Origin of the sequence: [Clostridium] symbiosum ATCC 14940 (genome assembly GCF_000466485.1) — a bacterium.
Classification (GTDB): domain Bacteria; phylum Bacillota; class Clostridia; order Lachnospirales; family Lachnospiraceae; genus Otoolea; species Otoolea symbiosa.
This window is the reverse complement of the sequence record NZ_KE992928.1, coordinates 1-16,812: the sequence shown is the minus strand read 5'-3', so window position 1 is coordinate 16,812 and position 16,812 is coordinate 1. Positions and strand designations below refer to the sequence as shown.

The window sequence follows — 16,812 nt, the reverse complement described above, 5'->3', positions numbered from 1 at the left end:
GACGCGTCCTCCAAACCTCAGTTAAATCTCCATTATGCTGCAGCAAATGCCCCGCGTGTGAACAGTAACCATTTACAAACATAAGCCGCCTGTGGTATGCTCAGATCAGCAGTTTCGCAATTCACTGAGCTTACTAAAATAATACACAGGAGGTTGCTATGAAATATCTAGGCTATTACAACGGAACTTACGGACCATTGGAAGAAATGATGATCCCGATGAATGACAGGGTCTGCTACTTTGGAGACGGTGTATATGACGCCACACTGGCCAGGAACGGTAAAATCTTTGCCCTGGACGCCCACCTGGACCGTTTTTACAACAGTGCGGGCCTTCTTAAGATGGAGGTTCCTTATTCCCGTGAAGAACTGGCTGAAATTCTTAAATCTCTGCTGAAAGAGATGGACGACTCGGAGATTTTCGTCTACTGGCAGCTGACAAGAGGAACGGCCATCCGGATCCACTCCTTCCCGGAGCCGCCTTCCAAACCAAATCTCTGGATCATGCTGAAGCCGGGTTCCCTGGCCGCACCGTCAAAAACCATGAAACTCATCACCCAGGAAGATACCAGATTCCTTCACTGCAATATCAAAACACTGAACCTGATTCCCAACGTCATGGGCTATCAGAAAGCCCACGAGGCCGGCTGTGACGAATGTGTATTCCACAGGGGCGACATCGTGACGGAATGCTCCTCCTGTAATATCTCCATTTTAAAGGACGGCGTGTTCATCACACACCCAACCGATCACTATATACTTCCGGGCATCTCCAGGATGCACCTGATTGAACAATGTAAAAAACTGGGAGTTCCCGTGGACGAACGTCCTTTTACGGTTAAAGAGATGATGAATGCCGACGAAGTCATCGTATCCAGTTCTTCCCGGCTGGGCCTGATTGCCAGTGAGATAGACGGACAGCCCGTGGGCGGAAAAGCCACGGATTTGTGGAAAAAAGTGCAGCTTTCCTATTTTGAGAGATTTAAGAAAGCTACTGAGTAAATAAACGGGCAAAACGGCAGCCGGCGGACTGGCGTAAGCGGCGTAAATGAGTCCTCCGTCCCATAGCCGACGTCCGGCGGGACAAAAAACTCGTAACAGTTCAGACAGTATGAACTGTTACGAGGACTCAGCAGCGTTATCTATTTAATCAATCCCTCAACTGCCTCAGCCGCCTGATCCAGCCATGGCGTCTCAATATATTCTACCACTCCCTGGTCAACGCGTTCCGCAATCTGAGGATTAATCGGAATCTGGGCGAGTACCGGGATTCCATATTCTTTGGCGGTCTCCCCGATACGGCTCTCACCAAACACGGAGATTCTCTTTCCGCAGTCAGGACATTCCAGATAGCTCATGTTCTCAACCAGACCCAGAATCGGGATATCCATCTTTTTAGCCATGTTAACGGCTTTTGCCACTATCATCGATACCAGCTCCTGCGGTGAAGTAACAATGATGATTCCGGCCAGCGGAAGCGACTGGAATACGGTCAGCGGCACATCTCCGGTTCCCGGAGGCATATCCACAAACATGAAATCAATATCTTTCCAGAGAGCCTCTCCCCAGAATTGTTTAATCACGCCTCCCACAATCGGGCCTCTCCAGATCACCGGATCCGTCTCATTCTCCAGAATCATATTAGCGGACAATATCTCTATGCCTGTCGCGCTCACTCCCGGCATCATCAGATTATCGTCGGAAACCCTTACCGTCTCATGGATACCGAATGCCTTTGGAATGGACGGCCCCGTGATATCGGCATCCAGAATCGCAGTACGGTAATTTTTTGCTCTCATCTTACATGCCATCAGGGAAGTCACCAGTGATTTTCCTACTCCGCCTTTTCCGCTTACTACGCCGATTACTTTTTTGACTGTGCTCTGTGGATTTAACGGTTCTAAAAAGCTCTCCGCAGTACGGCTTTCACAATTTTCGCTGCAGCTGCTGCAGTTGTGGTTACAATTTTCGCTCATTGCCATATCTCCTTGCCTGATAAATTTTGCTTTCAATTTTTTCAGGAATGCTTTGCAGGACGGTGTTCCGTCACACGCCCTGTGATAAGTATTTCCCAAAGCCTGTTTATTATATTAGCACATTCTATGATTTTTGTCTTGTTTTATTCAGTATATTATTACTAAATATGCGGGAGAAGGGAAAGCAGGTGAGGACGCCGCCGGAACGGCCGGCGGACGGGATGCTGGTGCGGACCTTGTCGTGGCCGCTCAGTGCTTCCATTTGTGTTAGATAGATGATAAATATGGGCTGATGTAGATGTTTAAGTATATTTTGCATAAATTTACGCTATTTAATATTTACAAAGACTGAGCGGAATTAAGCCCGGAAGAATATCACCGGATTTAATTCCGCTCAATTATCTGTAATTGATGGCGGTAACCTGCACGCTCCGCGTGCAGGTTATCGTTGATTTAATATTAGTGTAATATTTACATGGGAGTCCGCCGGTTTACGCTCTCGCACCCGGCAGTCTGAATTTCCGGATTGCCTTCACAATTCCGGCATCCTCCATCTTCTTCGCAATCAGATAGAACAGCGCCGTATCGATTGGCCACATGATCATATTCTTTACCAGACGCATCGGAATCAACGCAAGAATGCCCTTACCGGACATCATGCTGAGAAACAGCGTGTTGAGGAATACGTTGCAGACCATGATGACGATGAAGTGAACCGCCAGGGTTCTCTTGAATGTAAGAGGCCTCTGGTAGAGGAATGTTCCGTAAATGATACCGGCAAGTATGGCGTTAAACGTGAATCCCGGAAAAAATGCTCCGGTAGGTTTAACCACATATTTAACCAAATCCAGAACTCCGCCGTAGAAGCCTCCCACCACAGGCCCGAACAGGAAGTAGACAAATTGGTTGACTACGCTTCCAAATCCGATTTTCAGATACGGACCGGCCTCAATTGTAAAGTATCCAAGTACGACGGAAACAGCCATAAACATAGCCGCGGTTGTGATTGTCCTGACCTGTTTCAGCTCCCGGCAGGAATCACGGTATACAGTTGCAAGTTTCTTCATAAAAAAATACCTCCTTCTGCAGAACTCTCGATCCACATCAGGAGATATATACTATCAGCGATGCAGCGGGATGCGGGATACAGGCCGCGGGGATTTCCCCTTCGTCCGGATGTCAACTCCCTGTTCATCCGACACTTGACGCCTGTATGCCTACTCTGCGTTCTTAAATTTTATAGCCTCAGTATACCACTAAAATTATACTTTTCAATAGTTCTGTGAACATACCATCCAATAAAAATTCCAAGGGCCATTCCGCTTAACACATCCGTCGGAAAATGCACAAAAAGATATAATCTGGAAAGTGCGATAACCGACGCCAGGATGAGTACCGGCACCCCCCATTTCCTGTTATACAAAAAGATGCTGACCGCTGTCTCAAAAGAGGCCAGGGTATGTCCGGAGGGAAAGGAAAAGTCCTTCGGATTCTGTATCAGAAGCCGGACACTTTCATCGATCCAGCAGGGCCGATCCCGCATCACAAGATTTTTCAGAACCACATTTCCGATGAGGCCGCCCGCTGCCAGTGAAAGCAGCACAGCCGCCCCCATTTTTCTTGTCCGTTTAAAACAAAAAAGAATAATGCCCAGCACAATAAAAAACCATCCTTTATCCCCCAGAGAAGTGACGGCTGTCATAAAGCGGTCCAGGAACGGCGTATGAAGCCCCTGAATAAAATAAAGAATTGAAAACTCCAGTTCCAGCAGAGCCATAAATTATGATTCCTCTCCCTGTGTATCTGAATATTCACGGAATGCCTTGTCCATTTCAATGTAATTGCGCTTAAGGGATACGGGGCTTCCGTCCCGGTTCAGGAAACAGTGACGGCTCTCACCAACACAGCGCACCTGGGCGGTTTCCTTATCAATTACCGTGTATTCCAGCGCCATCTTAATCCCGTTATATTCTTTCAGGCTGGTCAGAACCTGGACTGTCTCACCAAAACGTGACATACTCTTGTATTCACAGCGGATTGACAAAACCGGGCAGATAATTCCCTGTTTTTCCATCATATCATACCCCATGCCCATCTGTTCCATTATATCAATCCTCGCCTCTTCAAACCAGTGAAGATAATTGGCATGGTGGATGATTCCCATCTGGTCCGTCTCGTAATATTGTGTTTTGTGTTCATAGACTTCGAATTTCATCGTAAAATTCCCCTTTCTGTTTCTTATAGCGCAAAAGAGAGTATCGCTACGTGGCAATACTCTCCGGCAGTTCAGCTTAATTCCTGTTGCGGTGTAACATATGAAACTGTTTCACCGTTTTCAATGCTTATTCTCCAAGCCCGCTCTCGATCGCTTCGGAAAGAGTCTTCAAAGCTTCTTCCTCATCCGGTCCGTCACAGATCAGGTTGATTTCAGTACCGCACTTGATACCTGCCGCCATAACGTTTAAAACGCTCTTTGCCGTAATTTCTTTTTCTCCGCATACAATCTTAATATCGCTTTTGAATTTCATAGCGGCCTGGGACAAAACACCGGCCGGTCTTAAGTGAAGACCTGATGGATTATTGATTGTTAATTTTTTTGATAACATATTTTATTCTCCTTCACTATTATTGTCTTTATTAATAGTACTTTACGTTCTTTTATCTGAGTTTAATTAAATTCTAGTATAAGTTGTATTGACTGTCAAGTACAGGCACCATTAAATATTTCCCATGTTACTGTTCACACCATGCCAATAAGCGGCATGCTGGAAACAATAACACGCTTAGCGATGCACAGAAACTGCAAAAAAACGCAGTTTCGCGCCGTGAAACCCGGGATTTTCGTGTAAAATGCGCACGAAAACACCTCGCGAAATACAACCTGTGAACAGTAACTTTCCCATAATTTCATAAAAGTATTGTCCCCACCGCAATTATCTACAACTGCTTGTCTTCCATAATGGCGGTCTCATGCCTCCTGACATTCTCCTCTGCCCCTCGGATGCTGACAGATAAAAGAAGATAAAGAATCTCTATCACCATAGTGGCCGGAACTCTTGAAAACAGGAAATCTTCTCTCAGCAGTTTTTCCCTTGTTGCGGTTGTAATGTGATAGTCGGAAAGCTTTGCCACCGGCGATTCCGGGTTGTTCGTGATGGAAATAACCGTCACCCCGTTGCCGGAGGCTCCTTCAAGTATCCGGATGAGTCTTCTCGACACTCCGGAATTGGAAATTGCTATGATAACATCCTTTTTTCCGAGATTAAAAGCATATGCCGTCTGGGTTTCTAAAATTGTCCCAGTCGCAGCCGGGATTCCCAGTTGATTAAACTTGAATGCGGCGTCCAAAGCGACCGGTATCGTGTTTCCGACCGCCACAAGCTGTACCATCCTGGCCTTCTGTATTATATCCAGGATCCTGTCCAGATTTTCGGGATCCATCATGGCCACCGTCTGCCGTATTTCTTCCGTCTTGTTAGCCAGAATATTCTGCAGTGACTGGCCGATATCCCTGCGGCTGATGTCATTTCCCACCGATGCCTGGGATTCCTCGGACAGCTCCCTGGCCAGAGTCATCTTTAATTGATGAAACCCCTTGAAACCGCATCTCCGGCAAAATCGTGACACGGAAGCGTCACTGGCGCCGCTGGCCTGGGCCAGCTCGGCAACCGTCATGTCCACGACCTCCCGTTTGCGCTCCATGATACAATTTGCAATTTTCTTCTCGGAATCAAAAAATGAATCATAGGAGGAGCATATCACGCCGATTACACTTTTTGCCTCTTCCATATTTCACCGTTCCTCTTCTGCGTGTAATTTTATTTCATGACGTGATTATATCACAGCACCTGCTGTTTTACAATGGTATTTTTACAGAAATACAAGTTTTTATAACATTTCAGTAACAGCTCTTGCTGTCTGAACTGTTATACATTTTAAGCAATTATCTTCTGCGCATAGGAAACAGATGCCATCGCGTCGCTGCAATATGTGTCCGCACCGATTGTTTTTGCGTATTCCGGTGTCAGAACGGCTCCGCCCACCATTATTTTTGTCCAGGGAGCTTCCTGCCTCAGTCTTTGAATGGTTTCCTTCATAGCGGGGACAGTTGTCGTCATCAATGCACTCAGTCCGACCAGCGGTACATGCTGTTTGACCGCTTCCCTGACGATCTGTTCCGGCGCAACGTCTTTTCCCAGATCCAGAACATCATAGCTGTAGTTTTCCAGAAGAACCCTGACAATATTCTTTCCAATATCATGAATATCGCCTTTAACAGTCGCCAGGATGATTTTTCCCTTCTTCTCCCTGGCCTGGCCTGATTCTGCCATCTTCTCTTTGATTACATCGAAAGCAGCTTTTGCTGCTTCCGCGCTCATCAGAAGCTGGGGCAGAAAGACGGTTCCCGCTTCAAATCCTTTTCCCACATGATCCAGGGCCGGAATCATGCAGGTGTTAATAACGTCCAGCGGTTCTTTTTCGGCGAGAAGCTGTTTTGCCGACTGTGCCGCCTGCTCCCTGAGTCCCTTCTCCACACTGAGGGCAAGGCGTTCCTCCTCCCCGTCCCATGCCGGATTGTTCCCCCTGCCGTTTCCCGAGCCGGGCGCCGCTTCCGCTTTCCTTCCGGCCGTATCAGATCCCAGCCGGTTTCCGGATGTGCCGGGCGCCGGACTGCCTGAACCGGCGGCCGATGAAGCCGCCGCATTCTTATATGCCTCGATATAACTTCCGCAGTTCTCGTCGAGTGCAGCCAGGGCACGGAAGCTGTGGTAAGAACACATCATTGCCTCCGAACCGGGGTTGATGATTGCCGCATTCAAACCGTTATAGAGCGCCAGCGTGAAAAAATTGGCGTTGATATTTTCTCTTACAGGCAGTCCGAATGATATATTGGATACGCCAAGTATGGTCCTGCCACCCATCTCCTGTCTGACTCTTTTAACTGTCTCCAGTGTAGTAAGCGCCCCGAGCCGATCCGAACTGATCGTCATACACAGGGCATCTATCAGGATATCTTTTTTTCCAATCCCGTACTTTGCCGCTTCCCTGTAAATTTTTTCTGCTATGGCGATTCTGCCGTCCGCTGTCTCCGGGATTCCCGATTCATCCAGGGTCAGGGCAACCACTACTGCACCGTATCTTTTTACCAGCGGAAAAACGGCGTCCATCACTTCCTGCTTTCCGTTAACGGAATTAAGGAGCGGTTTCCCATTGTAGACACGCATAGCCCGGGCCATCGCCTCCGTATTCGACGTGTCAATCTGAAGAGGAAGCTCCGTTATCCCCTGAAGCTCACGGATTACCTCCGCCATCATGGACGGCTCGTCAATCTCCGGAAGGCCCACATTGACATCCAGAACATGGGCACCCCGTTCCTGCTGCGAAATGCCTTCCCTGAGGATAAATTCGAGATCATGATCACGCAGCGCCTGCTTGAATTTCGATTTCCCCGTCGGGTTGATGCGCTCCCCGATAATTACAGGATCATCGCCTATCTCAACCGCCGCCGCATAGGATGTAATTACCGTACTCTGCTTCTCCTGTGGCAGCTTCTGTCTTCTTCCGGCCCGCAGCCGGTTAAGCCGCCTGATATGCCCGGGCGTGGTTCCGCAGCAGCCGCCGGCAACGGAAATGCCCATATCAAGTATCTCTTCCATCGCCTGCTCAAATTCATCCGGGCCGATGTCGTATACGGTTCTTCCTCCTTCACTTCTTGGAAGGCCGGCATTTGGATTTACAATAACAGGAACCGAAGCGTATTTGATAAATTCCGCCGCCAGAGGTTTCATCTGAACCGGTCCAAGGCCGCAGTTCATTCCCACGGCGTCCACGCCAAGTCCTTCCAAAAGAGCGATAGCCGTCTGCGGCGTACCGCCGGTCAGCATCTTCCCCTTCTCATCGAATATTACAGTTGCAAAAACAGGCAGGCTGCTGATCTCTTTGGCAGCCAGCACAGCCGCTTTCAGCTCGTAAGTGTCACTCATTGTTTCAATCAGGATCAGGTCGGCACCCTGTTCCGCTCCTGTTTCTGCCACCTCCCTGAATACTGAAACAGCCTCCTCAAAATCCAGTTGTCCCATCGGCTTTAACAGCTTTCCGGTCGGCCCGATATCCAGTGCGATATATCCCCGCCCTGCCTTTTTGACCGCGCATTTGGCATTGTCCATCGCTGCCGTTACGATTTCCTTCAGGCTGTACTGTGTACCGCTGTTGTATTTGAAACGGTTCGCACCAAACGTATTTGTCTTTATAATATCACAGCCGGCTTCCAGATAATCGCTGTGCAGCTTTACCACAATATCGGGATGACTGATGTTCCATGTCTCCGGTAATTCCCCCGGTTTAAGTCCGGCCTCCTGCAAAAGACTGCCGGTTCCCCCGTCAAACAGAAGGATTTTTTCTCTGAGTTCCTCTAAAATGGCCATATTTTAACCTCTCCGGTACAGGCAGTCCGTTTTGCCGCATACCTCACATCCTTTTAATTCACACCGGAATTCATTCCTTCCGGCCCCTATCACTGCCGTCACGGATTTCGACGGCGTCATCAGAAGGCTGTCCGTCAAGGTAACCCCAACGGTCTTCTCCGCCTCCAGCGCCCTGATTATATCCTTCTGGCAGTCCAGTGAAAAGTCTCCATATCCGGGACTGAATCTGGGGCGCAGGTACTTTCCCTGCCTGAGCGCTTCTTCTTTCAGTTCCCCGTTCTTCCTGTCGCACCACGCTTCGATCATGGCGGCTGCCGCTGCCTGAACGACTACTGCACGGCTCATTTCAAGACGGCTGTACCTGCGCACCAGCAGATCCGGACCGGTTCCCAGGGTTGCCGCAAACAGTATGACCTCCTCACAGTCTTTCAGGTTTCTCGACAAATCCCTGCTCTCCACCCGGAAGCAGGTAAGATCGAGTTTCCCGTCCGGAAGAACCGAGAGCGGGTAACTTCTAGAAAAGAATCTGGGTGCCGCCGCATTTTCAAGCTCCACGAGGGATTCCTCCACCAGCAGCGCCGTTCTCTCATCCGGCTCATGGCGGCCCAGTCCAAGATACCTGTAAACCTCCCTCCGGTTTACTTCTGATTTTATACTGTCTTCCATCTGTTTTTCCGTACGCTCCTGTTATAGAATTTCCGACAGACTGTTCCCTATTTTTGCCGCCACATCCGGTTTATTCATAGAATAGACATGGATCCCGTTCACATGATTGGCAATCAGGTCGATAATCTGTTCTGTGGCATAAGCGATTCCAGCCTGCTTCATGGCTGCGGGATTATCGCCGAACCGGTCTACGATGGCCTTAAACCTGGCCGGAAGGTAAGTACCCGACATCTGGCAGATTCTTTTAATCTGCTTTACGTTTGTTACCGGCATTATCCCTGCTACCACCGGAACCGTAATGCCTCTTTCCCGGATTCTGTAAAGATAATTATAAAGTATATTATTATCAAAAAACATCTGTGTAGTGACAAAATCACAGCCGGCTTCAACTTTTTCCCTCAGATGCTCAATATCCGCCGTCTTGTTAACCGACTCCACATGGCCCTCCGGATAACAGGCCGCCCCGATGCAGAGATTTTCATCAAACTGCTTGATATCATAGATAAGCTCCGACGCGTAGCGGTAATCGGTTGCTATGGGGCCGTCCGCCGGGATGTCCCCGCGAAGCGCCAGCACATTTTCAATTTGTTTCTCTCTCAGCTGCTTCAGGACGGATTTCACCTCACTCCTTGTCGAGGAAACACAGGTCAGGTGCGCCAGCGTATTTACACCGGTTTCCCGCTGTATATCAGAGGCAATCCCGACCGTATAGCGGCTCGTTCCTCCCCCTGCCCCGTAAGTCACACTCATAAATGCCGGTTTCAGTTTTGCAATCTCAAGGGCCGCCTTCTCCACAGACTCATAGGCCTCCTCCCCCTTTGGGGGAAATACTTCAAATGAGAGTGTGGGACTGCCGGCTGCCAGTATGTCTTTAATTTTCATCGCTGTTCTCCTCTCCTGTCAGCAACTTTCGTTGCAGTTCAGCCTTCGTCCAAACTGCAGCAAATTATGTAGAGCATGTCTTCCTCTACAGGGCAAACATCATAAACGGTATAACGGCAGACAGAAGAGAAATCAGGAACATGATGACAATGAAAATCAAAATAAACGATGTCACCGGATTCCCGGCCTTTTTCCCAGTGCCTGCCGGAGTATAAACCGGCCCGGTTTGTTTCTGCTGAATCCTGCGCCCGGTTTGATTCCGGCTGCCGCCGTATGCGGGCATCCCGCTTCCCGGCTTTGCCGTCTGTCCGTGAGCCGTTTTTTTAATCTGCGGCTTTTGTTCCCGGGATATTGCCGGATTATGGTATTCACAGTCCGTTTCGTAAGCCGGATGGCGTTCATTCAGATAATAATCCCGGTTCATTATAATCGGATTCTTCACATAACTTCTGCAAACAGGACAATAATGCTTTCCCTTCATCGCCTGATCGCAGATTGGACATATTCGTTTTACCATGCTGCCACTCTCCTTTCGTCCTGACGTCTGTTTGTCATAGTATACCATGTTCCTCAGGGAACATGGAGTCTCCGACGGAAAACAGCGCCGGATTTCTGCGGTGAACGCAGAAACCGTTTATGCGCGGTATAATGCCCGCTATGCGGTCATTATACCATATATTTTATTTTTTTGAAATAAATAAGCAGGTGAGGCCGCCGTCTTGACAGACAGCGGCCGCTGATTGCCTCACGGTTACTGTTCACCCCCCGCCAAAAAACAGCGTGCTGCGAACAATTTATACATATGATTGAAAATTCATATCTTTCAGTTTATAATATAGTCTATATTTTTTTGTATACAAGCAGCGCGCCCCTCTGAACTGTTCCACGTCAGAAAAACGGGCGCCGATATCACAGACAAGATAACAGGGGGATTTTATTATGAGTAAAAGTACCTTCAGGGATTTCCTGAAACGCAAACAAATCAACATTTCTGTACAGACCTACCTCATTGATGCGCTGGGCGCAATGGCCTTCGGCCTTTTCGCTTCGCTTCTCATCGGAACCATCTTCGCAACGCTGGGGGACAAAACCCATATCGAAATATTTACCACCATTTCCACCTATGCCAAAAGCGCCACGGGAGCAGCGCTTGGCGTCTCCATTGCCTATGCTCTGAAAGCGCCGACGCTCGTGCTGTTTTCCGCCGCCACGGTCGGTATCGCAGGCAATGAGCTGGGCGGTCCTGTCGGCGCCCTGGTTGCCACCATCATTGCCACGGAACTCGGAAAATTAGTTTCCAAAGAAACGCCTGTGGATATCCTTGTCACTCCGGGAATCACCATCACTTCCGGCGTACTGGCCTCCCAGTTTGTCGGCCCCGGTGTTTCCGCTTTCATGACCGCATTTGGAAATCTCGTTAAAACGGCCACCGTCATGCAGCCGCTCTTCATGGGAATCCTGGTTTCCGCTCTCATCGGCATTGCGCTGACTCTTCCTATCAGCAGCGCTGCAATCTGCATTATGCTGAGCCTGGACGGGCTGGCCGGGGGCGCTGCCACGGCAGGCTGCTGCGCACAGATGGTCGGCTTTGCCGTCTTAAGTTTCCGGGAAAATAAATGGGGCGGTCTTTTAGCCCAGGGCCTTGGAACCTCCATGCTTCAAATGGGAAACATTGTTAAGAATCCCAGAATCTGGATTCCGCCGACTTTAGCTTCTATGGTAACCGGCCCCATTTCAACCATGGTTTTCCGGCTTGAAAATATTCCGACCGGTTCCGGTATGGGTACCTGCGGCCTGGTCGGCCCGATCGGCGTATATACGGCGATGCAGGAAACAGGCGGAACAAATATGTGGCTGGGCATTCTCCTTGTCTGCTTCATTCTTCCGGCTGTCCTGACGCCGATCTTCGGGGCTGCATGCAGAAAAGCCGGATGGATAAAGGAAGGCGACCTCAAGCTGGATTTATAAGTAACATTTATAATCCGGCGTTCCATACGCCGGATAGACATAAAGCAGAAAAGGACGAAAGCTAAAATGGGCTTTCGTCCTTTTTTGTTTCACTATGGATTATAAATAATCATATGCAGGATTGCCGTTCCATCGCCCGCGTTTTTATAGGAATGAACCGTATCGGCTCTAAACCGGATGCTTTCTCCCTGACCAACAATAAACGGCTGACTGTCCGCATATATTTCCACCTGTCCCTTGAATACGGTTATAAATTCCGCCGCCCCTTTTAAATGAGGTTCCGACTCCCAGAAGCTTCCTTCCTCCAGTTCCAGATAATATACGGCAAATCTCCTGTTCTCATCATCCGGAAAGACCGGATAGTTTCTGACCTTCCCGTTATCCTCCAGCAGCGGCTGTATCTCCGAGGTTTTCACAATCTGATACAGGTTCTCGGGGCGAACGGTCAAAGCATCAAACGGTACTTTCATACCATTCGAAATTTTCCACAATGTTGATATCGTCGGATTACCGTCTCCCCGCTCAATCTGAGCCAGCATGCTTTTGCTGACTCCGCTCAGCCGGGAAAGCTCGTCCATGCTCAGTTTATTCTCTTCACGAAGTCTCCTGATATTTTTTGCAACAATCAAATTCATTGGATCCAATTTTTTTCCATCCTCCCCCATTGACAATATATCGCACAGAATGTATTATTATATCGTATCGATACAATATAACGTTCATTTTGTATTATTATATAGTTTTTTCTTATCCTTGTAAAGGGCAAAGGAGGTTTTCCCATGAAAAAATCTGTTATAGTCAATTTCTTTAAATGGTGGTTTTCCATTCACCCATCCAATATAGCCGTCTCTGAAGACTGGCTAAACCTTGAAAAGAGGCTGAAAGAGAAAAAGGAGGTAAACCATGTTCCGTTTATCTGATTTTCTGATTTACTGTTTTATTACCGCATACTCGCCGGGAGCCAACAATCTGCTTTCCATGAGCAATGCGATGCGACTTGGCTTTTCCCGGAGTATCCGGTTTAATTTCGGAATTACAGCAGGATTCTCAATCGTTATGGCGCTTTGTACGATATTCAGTGCAGCCCTCTACTCTCTTCTGCCAAAAGTAAAAATCGTCATGCAGGTTTTAGGAGCTGCCTATATGCTGTATCTCGCATGGAAGGTCTGGAGAAGCACCGGAGTTTTGAATAATGGAACCGGAAAGGAGGCCGGCTTTCTCTCAGGTATGATACTGCAGTTTGCCAACCCCAAAATCTACATATATGCGATTACTGCCATGTCCCTCTATATTTTACCGGTATACCAATCGTTTGGGGCATTATGCGGTTTTACCGTCCTGCTGTCGGTAATCGGTGCCTCAGGCACCTACGTATGGGCGCTGTTCGGAGCTGCTTTCTGCAAATTTTTCTCAATGCATGCCAGGATGGTGAATTTTGTTATGGCAATCCTGCTCGTGTATTGCGCCGTATCCCTGTTTCACTGACCGCCGTTACGATATCCTGCACGCTCCGCGCAGGGCTCACCGTTTCAAGCAAAAGCCGCCGAAACAAAGGCAGACTTCTCTCTGCATGTTTCGGCGGCTCAGAATCGTAAATCAGATCGGCGTCTGCTCCTCTCTCTCCCTTGCTCCCTCTTTTTTCTCCTTCATCCGGCGGAAATAAGAACTCATCTCATCAGCCATTCCCGACAGTCGGTTGAGAAGAGTCGAAAAATCTTTCAGCATCTCATCGTCCTGGAAATACGGATAAACAATATCATGATCCACCTCGCTCCACCCCTCTTCAAACAGGGTCCTGGCCTGTATCTCCACGTAATACCCCTTATACTTGACAATGTAATGGAGAGAACGGTAAATCCCGTCTGATTTGATGTCTATCAGGCTTTCGTCATAAATCCGGCTGTCCCCTGTCCTCCTGTAAACCTTGGGGCGTTCCGCTATATAGTAATGTTCCTCATTCCCGTCAAAATCTGCTTCCCGGTCTTCCACATACTGCTCCGGGTTATTTTCAAATACAGAGGTAATATATTCATGAAAATGCTTCCAGTCCTCACGGTATAGGAAAAACACGCGGATGCCGATTAAATCCGTCACATATTTACAGTAATTCGTACTGTTAATCTTTTCAAATTTCTCAGGATGTTCTTTCCTTTTACGGATAATCTTTTCTATCAGATGCCCCGGTTCCTTTGTCCTGTAGCGGTAAGAATGGATTCCGGCCTTCTCTATATCATAAAGGTATTCATCCACAAAATCTTTACCGATTCCACGGAGCTTCCGTTCCAGCCCCCTGTAATTGTCATGGATTGCCTGAAGCTCCTCCCAGGTAAGGCCGGCCGATTCAAAATCTTCGTAATCCATATTGTATTTCTCAAAAAATGTTTCTCTGCTAAACATCCTCTCTCTATACCTCTCCGGCGCCAATCGAATTCAGGAACCTGGCGAATGCCGCCCTGCCTTCCTCTGTGCATTTATAAACTCCGGCGTCTTCCAGAACCCGTTCAAATACAAGGCCTACCTCATTCTTTAATATCTCTTCCACATTCTCTTTCGTGACCGCTTCATACTTTGGAAGAAATGCTTCCACCCACGCGGCATGCTTTTCAAGCTCCCCGCAGCTTCTGATATCTCTGCCTTCCACAATATAATCACCCAACAGCGCCAGCTCATCTTTCAGCCTGGACGGCAGCACCGCCAGTCCCATTACTTCGATCAGACCGATATTTTCTTTCTTTATATGATGAAGCTCCTGGTGAGGATGAAATACACCCAGCGGAAATTCTTCCGTCGTAATATTATTCCTCAGCACCAGATCCAGCTCGTACATCTCTCCGTTCCTTCGGGCAATCGGGGTGATCGTATTATGCGGTTCTCCCTCCGTCCGGGCAAAAACAAACGCCGCTTCATCCGTATAGTCTCTCCAGGCGGCAAGCACCTTCTCTCCAAGTTCAATCAGCCGGTCCGGGTTCCCGGATCTTGTGCGCAGCACCGACATGGGCCAGTATACTATTCCCGTCTCCACATCCTCAAAATCTTTGATTTTAAAATATTTTTCGATCGGCGCTTTCGCCATGGCGAATGTGTAATGGCCTCCCTGAAAATGATCATGGCTTAAGATGGAACCGCCGACAATCGGAAGATCCGCATTCGAGCCCAGGAAATAATGAGGAAACATTTTTACAAAGTCAAAAAGCTTGACAAAGGTTTCTTTTTCTATTTTCATCGGAATATGGCGGCCGTTGAAAACGATACAATGTTCATTATAATAAACATATGGTGAATATTGGAACCCCCACTGGCTGTCATTGATTGTGATTGGAATAACACGGTGGTTATTGCGGGCCGGATGGTTCACGCGGCCGGCATATCCTTCATTCTCCCGGCAGAGCAGACACTTCGGATATCCGCTCTGTTTAGCCAGTTTGGCTGCTGCGATAGCTTTCGGATCTTTCTCCGGTTTGGACAGATTAACCGTAATGTCCAGATCGCCGTATTTAGTGCTGGTCACCCATTTCATATCCTTGCAGACGCGGTATCTTCGGATATAATCGGAATCCTGGCTCAGTTTATAGTAATAATCCGTAGCCGCCTGTGATGACTGTCCGTTATAAAGCTCCCAGAACGTCCGAACCACCTCGGACGGTCTCGGCATCAGGCAGTTCATCAGCCGTGTATCAAATAAATCCCGGAACACTACACTGTCTTCCGGCAGGACTCCGGACTCATGGGCATAATCCAACAGCTCTTTCAGTGTCTCCTCCAGGCTGACTTCTCCGATTTCCGTCTCCGGTTCACCGTACTCGTCCAGTTTCAGGACATCCAGAATCTGATTCGTCGCATAAATCCTGTCCTCTTCCTGAATCAGCCCTGTATCAAGACCGTATTTTACCAGTTTTTTGATCGCTTCATTTACCATACCACGCCTCCTGTTATCAATCATGTGAAAAACACATTTACTTTATTTCCCAATCCGCCCGGCGGCCTGAGTCTCCGACGGAAAACAGCGCCAGCTTTCTGCGGTGAACGCACAAACTGCAAATGCGCAGATATAATGCCCGCTCTGCGGACATTATATCATGTTCACTGCGTTCACATGAGTCTCCGACGGAAAACAGCGCCAGCTTTCTGCGGTGAACGCACAAACTGCAAATGCGCAGATATAATGCCCGCTCTGCGGACATTATATCATAATCACAGGTGTGATTCCAGACGTTTTGTTACGACTCCGCCGAGAATGCCTATCAGGGCGCCCGCTGCGGTTCCTGCCGCCAGCAAAAACGGCAGATAGTAAAAAACGGCGCTGTTTTCCACGACGAAGGCCGCTACACAAAGCTGGCCGACATTATGGCCGACTCCTCCGATGATACTGATTCCCAATTGGCTGAACCATCCTCTTTTTTTGCAGAAAATCATCAGTGCGAGACTGAGGGCGCCTCCTGCCAGACTGTAAATCATCATCGCCATATTGCCATACGCAAAACCGGTCAGAAGAACAATCCTTGCCAGCGCAATGGCTATGGTTCCTCCTGTTCCTATGAGGTACAGGGATACGATATTCACCAGGTTTGCCAGTCCCAGTTTGACTCCCGGTATTCCGAGGCTGATCGGAACCAGTGTTTCCACATAGCCTAACAGCATGGCCAGTGAGAGCAGAATGCCATAGAGCGCTATCTTCACCGCCTGCCGGTCGCCTTTGCGGGTTTCTCTTTTATAATTCATAGAGGGTGTCCTCTTTTCTCAACCTGCGGCGTCAGTTACGGGTTGACGCCTGTTTCTCAGAATCCATACGGGTAAAAATCTTTGATGCGGACTTTCACCGATACCATTTTATCGAAATGAAGAAGTTTTGTAAAGCAGAACAATAAATGGAGATTTAACTGAGGTGTGGAGGACGCG

The 16,812-nt window shown here is 48.4% G+C and carries 18 protein-coding genes and 1 riboswitch; of the genes, 4 read left to right on the top strand and 14 right to left on the bottom strand.

What is annotated here, in order from left to right; all coding sequences use genetic code 11:
- Positions 1-158: 158 nt before the first annotated feature.
- The gene (locus CLOSYM_RS12470) at positions 159-1,001 is read left to right on the top strand and encodes a D-amino acid aminotransferase (RefSeq protein ID WP_003499213.1); all 843 of its coding nucleotides are present in this window, start codon (positions 159-161) and stop codon (positions 999-1,001) included.
- Positions 1,002-1,141: 140 nt separating this feature from the next.
- Here the strand turns inward: CLOSYM_RS12470 and CLOSYM_RS12465 are convergent, their stop codons facing one another.
- From CLOSYM_RS12465 to CLOSYM_RS12420, 10 genes are all read right to left on the bottom strand, one after another.
- Entirely contained in the window at positions 1,142-1,975 is an 834-nt protein-coding gene (locus tag CLOSYM_RS12465) for an Mrp/NBP35 family ATP-binding protein (RefSeq protein WP_009295954.1), read from the bottom strand.
- 491 nt (positions 1,976-2,466) lie between these two features.
- Positions 2,467-3,042, bottom strand: coding sequence for a folate family ECF transporter S component (locus CLOSYM_RS12460; RefSeq protein ID WP_003499218.1), 576 nt, complete (start codon positions 3,040-3,042; stop codon positions 2,467-2,469).
- A gap of 61 nt (positions 3,043-3,103) precedes the next feature.
- A riboswitch (THF riboswitch) is annotated at positions 3,104-3,202 on the bottom strand.
- A gap of 10 nt (positions 3,203-3,212) precedes the next feature.
- Positions 3,213-3,752: a phosphatase PAP2 family protein gene (locus tag CLOSYM_RS12455; RefSeq protein WP_021642381.1), complete on the bottom strand. Its 540-nt coding sequence runs from the start codon at positions 3,750-3,752 to the stop codon at positions 3,213-3,215.
- A 3-nt stretch (positions 3,753-3,755) separates the two neighbouring features.
- Positions 3,756-4,190, bottom strand: a complete 435-nt coding sequence (locus tag CLOSYM_RS12450) for an acyl-CoA thioesterase (RefSeq protein ID WP_003499221.1) — start codon at positions 4,188-4,190, stop codon at positions 3,756-3,758.
- Between the two features lie 127 nt (positions 4,191-4,317).
- On the bottom strand, positions 4,318-4,581 hold the full coding sequence (locus CLOSYM_RS12445) for an HPr family phosphocarrier protein (RefSeq protein ID WP_003499223.1): 264 nt from the start codon (positions 4,579-4,581) through the stop codon (positions 4,318-4,320).
- 331 nt (positions 4,582-4,912) lie between these two features.
- Positions 4,913-5,764: a MurR/RpiR family transcriptional regulator gene (locus tag CLOSYM_RS12440; protein WP_003499225.1), complete on the bottom strand. Its 852-nt coding sequence runs from the start codon at positions 5,762-5,764 to the stop codon at positions 4,913-4,915.
- A gap of 146 nt (positions 5,765-5,910) precedes the next feature.
- Entirely contained in the window at positions 5,911-8,400 is a 2,490-nt protein-coding gene (locus CLOSYM_RS12435) for a homocysteine S-methyltransferase family protein (protein ID WP_021642379.1), read from the bottom strand.
- Between the two features lie 3 nt (positions 8,401-8,403).
- Positions 8,404-9,066 carry a vitamin B12 dependent-methionine synthase activation domain-containing protein gene (locus CLOSYM_RS12430; RefSeq protein ID WP_009295951.1) on the bottom strand — a complete coding sequence of 221 codons (663 nt, stop codon included), beginning with the start codon at positions 9,064-9,066 and terminating at the stop codon, positions 8,404-8,406.
- Positions 9,067-9,087: 21 nt separating this feature from the next.
- Positions 9,088-9,948: a methylenetetrahydrofolate reductase [NAD(P)H] gene (gene metF, locus CLOSYM_RS12425; protein ID WP_021642378.1), complete on the bottom strand. Its 861-nt coding sequence runs from the start codon at positions 9,946-9,948 to the stop codon at positions 9,088-9,090.
- An 85-nt stretch (positions 9,949-10,033) separates the two neighbouring features.
- Positions 10,034-10,465, bottom strand: a complete 432-nt coding sequence (locus CLOSYM_RS12420) for a hypothetical protein (protein WP_003499236.1) — start codon at positions 10,463-10,465, stop codon at positions 10,034-10,036.
- Positions 10,466-10,887: 422 nt separating this feature from the next.
- On the opposite strand from CLOSYM_RS12420, the gene CLOSYM_RS12415 reads away from it, so the two are divergent.
- Positions 10,888-11,916: a PTS sugar transporter subunit IIC gene (locus tag CLOSYM_RS12415; RefSeq protein WP_003499238.1), complete on the top strand. Its 1,029-nt coding sequence runs from the start codon at positions 10,888-10,890 to the stop codon at positions 11,914-11,916.
- 92 nt (positions 11,917-12,008) lie between these two features.
- Here CLOSYM_RS12415 and CLOSYM_RS12410 read toward each other — a convergent pair whose 3' ends face one another.
- Positions 12,009-12,560, bottom strand: coding sequence for a helix-turn-helix domain-containing protein (locus CLOSYM_RS12410; protein WP_003499239.1), 552 nt, complete (start codon positions 12,558-12,560; stop codon positions 12,009-12,011).
- A gap of 135 nt (positions 12,561-12,695) precedes the next feature.
- On the opposite strand from CLOSYM_RS12410, the gene CLOSYM_RS22805 reads away from it, so the two are divergent.
- Positions 12,696-12,836 carry a hypothetical protein gene (locus CLOSYM_RS22805; RefSeq protein ID WP_009295948.1) on the top strand — a complete coding sequence of 47 codons (141 nt, stop codon included), beginning with the start codon at positions 12,696-12,698 and terminating at the stop codon, positions 12,834-12,836.
- Positions 12,820-13,401 (top strand): LysE family transporter, encoded by a 582-nt coding sequence (locus CLOSYM_RS12405; protein WP_044902403.1) that lies wholly within the window; start codon positions 12,820-12,822, stop codon positions 13,399-13,401. The genes CLOSYM_RS22805 and CLOSYM_RS12405 overlap by 17 nt, the downstream gene beginning before the upstream one ends.
- Before the next feature lie 111 nt (positions 13,402-13,512).
- On the opposite strand, the gene CLOSYM_RS12400 is transcribed toward CLOSYM_RS12405, so the two are convergent.
- The 3 genes from CLOSYM_RS12400 to CLOSYM_RS12385 form a co-directional block, all read right to left on the bottom strand.
- On the bottom strand, positions 13,513-14,313 hold the full coding sequence (locus CLOSYM_RS12400) for a RelA/SpoT domain protein (protein WP_021642371.1): 801 nt from the start codon (positions 14,311-14,313) through the stop codon (positions 13,513-13,515).
- Positions 14,314-14,320: 7 nt separating this feature from the next.
- Positions 14,321-15,832 carry a UDP-glucose--hexose-1-phosphate uridylyltransferase gene (galT, locus tag CLOSYM_RS12395; RefSeq protein ID WP_044902402.1) on the bottom strand — a complete coding sequence of 504 codons (1,512 nt, stop codon included), beginning with the start codon at positions 15,830-15,832 and terminating at the stop codon, positions 14,321-14,323.
- 275 nt (positions 15,833-16,107) lie between these two features.
- Positions 16,108-16,635 (bottom strand): Gx transporter family protein, encoded by a 528-nt coding sequence (locus tag CLOSYM_RS12385; RefSeq protein WP_003509006.1) that lies wholly within the window; start codon positions 16,633-16,635, stop codon positions 16,108-16,110.
- Between the last annotated feature and the right edge of the window lie 177 nt (positions 16,636-16,812).

Excerpts from the sequence above, each read along its gene's own strand:
- CLOSYM_RS12435 (WP_021642379.1), bottom strand. The coding sequence starts at position 8,400 with ATGGCCATTTTAGAGGAACTCAGAGAAAAAATCCTTCTGTTTGACGGG.
- CLOSYM_RS12460 (WP_003499218.1), bottom strand. The coding sequence starts at position 3,042 with ATGAAGAAACTTGCAACTGTATACCGTGATTCCTGCCGGGAGCTGAAA.
- CLOSYM_RS12400 (WP_021642371.1), bottom strand. The coding sequence starts at position 14,313 with ATGTTTAGCAGAGAAACATTTTTTGAGAAATACAATATGGATTACGAA.
- CLOSYM_RS12455 (WP_021642381.1), bottom strand. The coding sequence starts at position 3,752 with ATGGCTCTGCTGGAACTGGAGTTTTCAATTCTTTATTTTATTCAGGGG.
- CLOSYM_RS12470 (WP_003499213.1), top strand. The coding sequence starts at position 159 with ATGAAATATCTAGGCTATTACAACGGAACTTACGGACCATTGGAAGAA.
- CLOSYM_RS12440 (WP_003499225.1), bottom strand. The coding sequence starts at position 5,764 with ATGGAAGAGGCAAAAAGTGTAATCGGCGTGATATGCTCCTCCTATGAT.
- CLOSYM_RS12465 (WP_009295954.1), bottom strand. The coding sequence starts at position 1,975 with ATGAGCGAAAATTGTAACCACAACTGCAGCAGCTGCAGCGAAAATTGT.
- CLOSYM_RS12450 (WP_003499221.1), bottom strand. The coding sequence starts at position 4,190 with ATGAAATTCGAAGTCTATGAACACAAAACACAATATTACGAGACGGAC.
- CLOSYM_RS12385 (WP_003509006.1), bottom strand. The coding sequence starts at position 16,635 with ATGAATTATAAAAGAGAAACCCGCAAAGGCGACCGGCAGGCGGTGAAG.
- CLOSYM_RS22805 (WP_009295948.1), top strand. The coding sequence starts at position 12,696 with ATGAAAAAATCTGTTATAGTCAATTTCTTTAAATGGTGGTTTTCCATT.
- CLOSYM_RS12445 (WP_003499223.1), bottom strand. The coding sequence starts at position 4,581 with ATGTTATCAAAAAAATTAACAATCAATAATCCATCAGGTCTTCACTTA.
- galT (WP_044902402.1), bottom strand. The coding sequence starts at position 15,832 with ATGGTAAATGAAGCGATCAAAAAACTGGTAAAATACGGTCTTGATACA.
- CLOSYM_RS12415 (WP_003499238.1), top strand. The coding sequence starts at position 10,888 with ATGAGTAAAAGTACCTTCAGGGATTTCCTGAAACGCAAACAAATCAAC.
- metF (WP_021642378.1), bottom strand. The coding sequence starts at position 9,948 with ATGAAAATTAAAGACATACTGGCAGCCGGCAGTCCCACACTCTCATTT.
- CLOSYM_RS12430 (WP_009295951.1), bottom strand. The coding sequence starts at position 9,066 with ATGGAAGACAGTATAAAATCAGAAGTAAACCGGAGGGAGGTTTACAGG.
- CLOSYM_RS12420 (WP_003499236.1), bottom strand. The coding sequence starts at position 10,465 with ATGGTAAAACGAATATGTCCAATCTGCGATCAGGCGATGAAGGGAAAG.
- CLOSYM_RS12405 (WP_044902403.1), top strand. The coding sequence starts at position 12,820 with ATGTTCCGTTTATCTGATTTTCTGATTTACTGTTTTATTACCGCATAC.